General features: G+C 23.4%; 4 protein-coding genes. 1 reads left to right on the plus strand and 3 read right to left on the minus strand.

Annotation, left to right across the window (positions count from 1 at the left end):
* Positions 1–8: 8 nt before the first annotated feature.
* Positions 9–908, minus strand: a complete 900-nt coding sequence (locus tag H2279_RS07990; RefSeq protein WP_337196203.1) for an FHA domain-containing protein — start codon at positions 906–908, stop codon at positions 9–11.
* A complete protein-coding gene (gene tssM, locus H2279_RS07995) occupies positions 905–4,432 on the minus strand; it encodes a type VI secretion system membrane subunit TssM (RefSeq protein ID WP_337196204.1) in 3,528 nt (1,175 codons plus the stop codon). Before tssM ends, H2279_RS07990 begins: the two co-directional genes overlap by 4 nt.
* A 130-nt stretch (positions 4,433–4,562) precedes the next feature.
* Here tssM and H2279_RS08000 point away from each other — a divergent pair, with 130 nt between their 5' ends.
* A complete protein-coding gene (locus H2279_RS08000; RefSeq protein ID WP_137624355.1) occupies positions 4,563–5,078 on the plus strand; it encodes an Hcp family type VI secretion system effector in 516 nt (171 codons plus the stop codon).
* Between the two features lie 1,188 nt (positions 5,079–6,266).
* Here H2279_RS08000 and H2279_RS08005 read toward each other — a convergent pair.
* Positions 6,267–6,458 (minus strand): hypothetical protein, encoded by a 192-nt coding sequence (locus H2279_RS08005; protein ID WP_337196205.1) that lies wholly within the window; start codon positions 6,456–6,458, stop codon positions 6,267–6,269.
* Positions 6,459–6,793: the final 335 nt, after the last annotated feature.

Consider the following 6,793-nt stretch of genomic DNA (forward strand, 5'->3'; position numbering starts at 1 on the left):
GTAAAAAATTACTCAAAATCTTTAATATATTTTTCTAATGCTTTTATGGTAAGATTTTCAAAAAGAATCTTATCTTCTTTAATATTGTTTTGTATGGCAGCTTCAAGATATTTAATAAACATATTTTCTTCCATTTCTTCAAAGATTGGAGTATATAATTCTTTCGCAATCATGCTTAGTGCTAAAATATTGATTAACCTTGTAGATTTAAGTAAAGGTATATTATCAATAATACTTTCAAAATCCTTAATATTGATAGAGGGATAATCTTTTTCTAATTTAGAATTTTGTTGTTTTGTTTTAATATCTTTGAAATTTTTTATTAGGCTTTTCAAGATATTTTCATACTCTAATGAATTTGGATTCTTTTGAGTGATTTCTTTTAAAAAGCTTTTATCTGTTTTTTCTTGTTCGATAAATTTATAATCATTATTTTTTAAAATTTCTTTTAATTCTTCATTTTTATCAAAATTTATACTTGTTTTTCCTCTAGGTTTAATTTCAATTTCATCAAAGTGATTACGTTTTTCAATATTTTCTAAATATTTTTTATTTTCCTTAATATTTTCTTCAATGCTATTTGCATCTACAAATTTAAATTCTAAATTACCGATTCTAAAAATATCACCTATGGTAATTATTATTTCATAGCCATTCGGTATTTTAGAAAAAGATCTATTGTAATAAATATCAGCGTCTTCAAAAGGTGCAATTGTAAAAGACCCCTCTTCATAAGATATTATCGCATGTGTATTTTTGACTTGTTCTAGTTTGTCTTGAACGCGAAAAGCACAATCATCACCGCTTCCTATGGTTCCACCTTTTGATTGAAATATAAATGTTTTAGTACCATTGATGCATTCGTCGTAATTTTCAATAGTAATTCCTAATTCTTCTTTATCTATCATTTTTTATTTACTCCTGTAATATTTTCCACTATTTTAAGATTATTTAAAATATGAACTATGTTATTTACATCATTAGCACCATTAGTCATTGCAAAGTCAAAATATAAGTTTTTATTATTGTTAAATGTAATACTATAGGTGGAATTATTTTTGTTGTCTTTTATAAATTTATACCAAGCCCACTCCCCTTTATATGATTTTGTATAATTTAAATTAGGATTAGAATAGCTATAAGCTGTAAAATCTAAGCTTGTTCCGTTATTAAATTCTTCGGCTATAATTTGCAAAGATTGATTAAGAGTGTGATCATATCGGATATTTTTATCATTATAGCCAAGTTTTATAAAAGAAAAATCCGCACTTAGATCAAGACTTTGAATGGTAAAATTAACTTTTATATTGTCATTGGCATTCAATATAAGGCTTGAGAGATTACCAGCATTGGTAATAAAATCTAAAAATTCTTTAGAAAAATTTATTTTTGAAGCAAATTGAGAATTAATAAAGTAATTATTTTTTCTTTTCACTAAAACATTGTTTAGATATTTTTTGTAGAAACTATTTAATGTTCCATTTTTACCAAAAAATGTTTTAAAATTATCCATGCTAAGATCAGTTGTACTTTCTTCATTAAAGGGATAAAATGGTGCAATATTATTTATAAATGGGTTATAAACCTCATTGATCCAAGCACTATTAAATAATGAAATGCCGTAGTTTTCAATTAATTTCCAAGAATTATCGCAAAGTTGGCTATAATAGCTTTCTAACTCATTAGGTAATTTTTTTGTATTCATTTGAAGTATAATAAAAGGATCATTAGAATCTTTATTATTTCCAAGGGCATATGAAATTTTTTCTTCAGCACTTTGATTATTATTAGAGTTAAAATCTGTAATTTTATTTGCTACATTTGCTACATTTGCATTAATAATATCTAGTATTTTTTCACTATCAGAGCTTTTACCAACTTCTATATTGCCAACACTTAAAAGTGAATTATTATCTACAAGCTTATGATATTGCATAAAAGAATTACTTATACTGATAAAATTGGATTTAATTTCCCCAGCATTTAAGCCTAAATTATAAGCTTGTGTTAATAAAGCTGCATCATTTAGATTTGTATTAGAACTAACGATTTTTAGTAAAGAATATAAAGGATTTTCTTTTTTTGATAAAATGTCAAGCTCATTAAGCATTGATTCTTTGGTATTGTATTTTACAGGTTTTAATGAAGCAAGCAAATTTTGCCAAGCGTTTTTATATTCGTTTAAGTATAATTTTAAAATGCCTATGGTTAAAGTATTTTTATTTTCTTTGAAACTATTATCTAACATCCAAGATTCTATGTTAATGGCAGTGTCAACTTGTTGATTTAAGTTCTTTAAAAAATCCATCATACCTGATTTTGTATATACTTTATCTATAGAAGTGATTTGGGAATCACTTGAAAATATACTATTTGCAGTAAAACCCAAATCTTCTTTTATAAGATATTTTTCTTTAGGTTTATCACTATTTAAAAAATTAAGAAGAATATAAATTCTTTGAATTCTACTTATGGTTTCAAGTTTTCTCTTTGCTGTATCTATGCTGTTTTCATCTTCTTTAAAAGATTTAAGGTCAAATTGTTTAAGCTCATCTACTCCATCTAGAAAATCATCTTTAGAGATAGAATATTTACTTAAAGTATTCCAATTTTCATTAATCCAAATTTTTAACATTTCTTTATTAAAATATTTTTGCTCAAATAAAGATTTGTACATATATAAAGTTTTGATTAAATTTTCCTTATTTGTATCGGTGAGTAAAATATATTCCATTTCTTTTAATAAAGTATTTTTTAGCACATCCTCATTAAGTTTATAATAAAGTTGTCTAGCTGCAGTGAATCCTTTATATGAAAGATTGAGGTTTAAATATTGCAATATGCTGCCATCTTTCCAAAGTTCAGGATAAGTGTTTAAAATATTTCTTAATTCAATTAAAAAATCAGCTTTTTGTTTAATATCTAAATTTTGGTAATCTTGATTTTTAAAAAGTGATTCTAAAGATTTTAAGGTATTTTGACTTTTTCTAAATTCATCATTATTTTTATTTATAAAATAGGAAGATATGGTGAAAGTTCCAAAACTTACAATTAAAATTATGACTAAAAAAGATAATTTTTTAGAATAAGATTTTATAGAACTTAAAGAATAATCTGTGAAAATCAAATCTTCAAGCAAAGATTTAACAAAATAGCTTTGTTTATTGTATATAATACTAGATCTTGATAATACTTTTTTACAATTGTATTTATCGCATATTGCATCAAGTAAGAAATTTCTAGGAATATTTTCTTGATAAGCGCTGACAAAATAAACCCCTCTAAGATAAGAATTATTTTTAAGTTTATTTTCTTCTTGCATATTTAAAATAAATGTCTTTACTAATGCAAATAGATTATCAAGTTGTTTTAAAAATAAGTAACTTTTATTTTTATGTTCTATATTATGAATGTAGGAATTTTTACTCATTAAAGAACATAATAATGAATCACTTAATTCTTTAAATTCATTATTTAAATATTCTTCATTTAAAATTTGCCCAAAAGATAATCCTAAAATTTTATTTGAAATTTTTTTATCAAAAATATCAAAATATTCTTTCATACCTTCAATTAAATCGAGTTTTGAAAAGACTATATAAATAGGTAATTTTAAATTTAAAGTTTTTTCACACTCATTGACTCTTCTTGTTAAATATCTAATGAGATTTTTGGAATATTCTTTAGAATTATTTAAAAAAAGAACAGTGTCAATGACTAAAATAATACCGTTTAGTTTGCTATGAAAAAAGTTTTTATTAAGAAAAACAAGAAATTTTTTCCATATATTTTTTTTAATTAAAAAATCTCTATTTTTATCTATGTCATCTTCAGGAATTTCATCGCTGCTTGTAGGCTTAAAAAATTCTTCTTGGGAAAAATAGTTTCCTTCTGTATCTAGCAAAGCACCTTTTTTTGATATATAGAGTGCAAAATTTCTAGTAGATTTGTGAAATTTTTTATAAGATTCCAAACTATCACTAAGCGGATATTCGATATCAGAATAATTAATAAAAGTGCTTTTTCCAGCCCCTTCATTTCCTATAATGATAATTAAGGGTAAATTTTTTGTTTTTAGATCATTTTTCCAAGTTTCTTTGGCGTCTTTAAGTGATAAAAAAAAATTTCTTTTAGCTTTGTAAATAAATTCATCCGCTTCTTTTTTTAGATTTTTAATTTTTAATCTTTTTTCACTTTTTAAAGAGGAGAAAAAGTCCATTATGGGTTTTAATAGAAAAAAAAGAAAGATGATAAACCAAATTATAGAGATGATGCCAAATCTTAAAAATGGACTACTAAAAATGTATATATCATTAAAAGCTACCAAAGACCCCCAAAACCAAAATAAAATACTAAATAGAAAAATACAACAAAGCAGAAATGCAGTTATAAACAATTTTGATTTTAAAAAATTACATATTTTTTTAAACATCATTTCTTCCTTAAAAAATAAAAACAGATAATTAATATCAATGCTATAAAATATTTTACAATAAAATTTAAATAGATTAACATTAAAATGATACAATTTTAAGTGTTAAAAAAAATTAAAGGAGGTTTTTATGGCTGAACCGGCGTTTATAAAAATTGAAGGCTCTACACAAGGTTTAATTTCAAGTGGTGCATCTACTGAGGCTAGTATTGGAAATAGATATAAATCAGGTCATGAAGATGAAATTATGGCTCAAGAAGTATCTCATATTGTAACCGTACCCGTTGATCAACAAAGTGGACAGCCTTCGGGACAAAGAGTTCATAAACCTTTTTCTTTTACTTGTTCTTTAAATAAGTCTGTACCTTTGTTGTATAATGCGCTTACCAAAGGAGAAAGACTTCCAACAGTGGAAGTTCATTGGTTTAGAACTGCAACAAGTGGTGGATCTGAGCACTTCTTTACTACAAAATTAGAAGATGCAATTATTACAAATATTGAATTGATAATGCCAAATGCACAAGATGCGAGTAATCATGATAAAACAGAACTCTTAAAAGTTTCAATGAGTTATAGAAAAGTAGTTTGGGAACATACTGCTGCTGGAACTAGTGGAAGTGATGACTGGAGAGAAAGCAAAGCTTGATCATAGAATATCCTAAGCTTTATGTATTTTTTAGATTAGAATAGATTTAAATTTTTACACTCATTTAATTCTAAAATGAGTGTAAAATATTAAAAACTCACTTGAATTTACTTTAGAATTATTTAAAAAACAACAAAAATAATCAAACTTTTAAAATAATCTTGAATATAAATAATAATAGATTTTTAAATGAGATAATGAGGATTCTTAGCAAAAAATAAGTAAATTCTAATGGTTTTTTAAAACTTAAATACAAAGAAATTACCATTTTTATGGCATAAATTTTTGTAAAATACATGATTATTCAGAAGAATAAAAAATCAATTTTCAAATTATAAAAAGTCTTTAATTTTAATAGAAATTTATATAAAAAGTCTCAATAAAGAAAATTAAGATCTATCTTATTAATGTTAAATTTTCTAATTTTTAAAATTGATTTTCTGTAAAATGTGGGTGTTTATTGAAAAATAAATATTGATTTCATTATAAAACCAGTCAATTTTTTTATTTTTATGTATTAAAATACTGATTGTGATGTTTTAATTTATATTTTTTTCTGTTTTAAATTATCACAAGATTATACAATTTCATACTTAAAAAGTATAACATAATATACATACTTGTATCATTCTTTTATTCTTCAAAATAATTAAATTGATAAAAATATTCAAAAGTATATACACCACATCTAAAGGAACAATTTATCTTTATATATAGCAAGGTAAAAAAATCAAAAGAAGTGAAAAATAAAATAAATGGTGCGGTTAGCGAGATTTGAATTATATCATTTAAAATTCTATAAATATGATATTTAAAATTATATAAAAATTATAAGTTAGGAAAAAAGTTAGGAAAAAATAATGTAGATTTTGTTAATGGTATTTTTGCTAATAATAAGATTTGTTAAATCTATATCTAAACCAACAATATTTTTATTACCTTTGGTTAGGTGAAGTTTTATTGTTTTCATAGCTAATTGCAATATAATACTTATCTGCTATCTAAGATATAAAAACTTGTTTTATTACACAATTGTTAAGTTTTTAGGGATAAAATTTATCAATTTCAATCACAACTTTTTTGCAAAGATTTTGTTTTATAACTAAATTTATGGTTTTTATAGATTATTTGAATCCGCATTTACTTACCAAAGAAGAGAGGGAGAGATGGGTGGATATAGACAATCAACTATTCTACATTGCTTGTTGAATTAGAAATTAAATTTTTCTCAATTTCTTCAAGGTTATATAATGGTTTTTTGATATTTGTATTAATTTTATATTCTTTAATATATCCCAATTTAACCCAATTTTTGATAGTTAAGATATTTACATCAAATATTTTTGCTATTTCTTCTCTACTATAGTATTTTTTAACCATTTCTTATTTTTCCTTATTTTCTTTTTTTATATCAATTGTCTATATGGTAAATGTTTAAAATTTCGGCACATTCCTTTTTGTTAAAAGTCATTTTTTTGTATTTTTCAAATAAAAATTTTGTTTCATTGTAGCTATTATTAAATTGAGCATTACCGCAATATTTTTTCATTATTTACTATAAAACCGCTTTTCAAATCAAAGTCATTTGATACTTAAAATCAAAGTCTCGTTTTTTGACTTTGATTTCTAATGCAAAATTTGAGTATATTTTTATTTAAAAATTTATAATTTTAACTTAAAAAATCAATCTTTCATTTTAAAATATTTTCATTGTA

This window comes from Campylobacter sp. B0100352/1, from assembly GCF_020135855.1.
Lineage (GTDB): Bacteria > Campylobacterota > Campylobacteria > Campylobacterales > Campylobacteraceae > Campylobacter_D > Campylobacter_D taeniopygiae.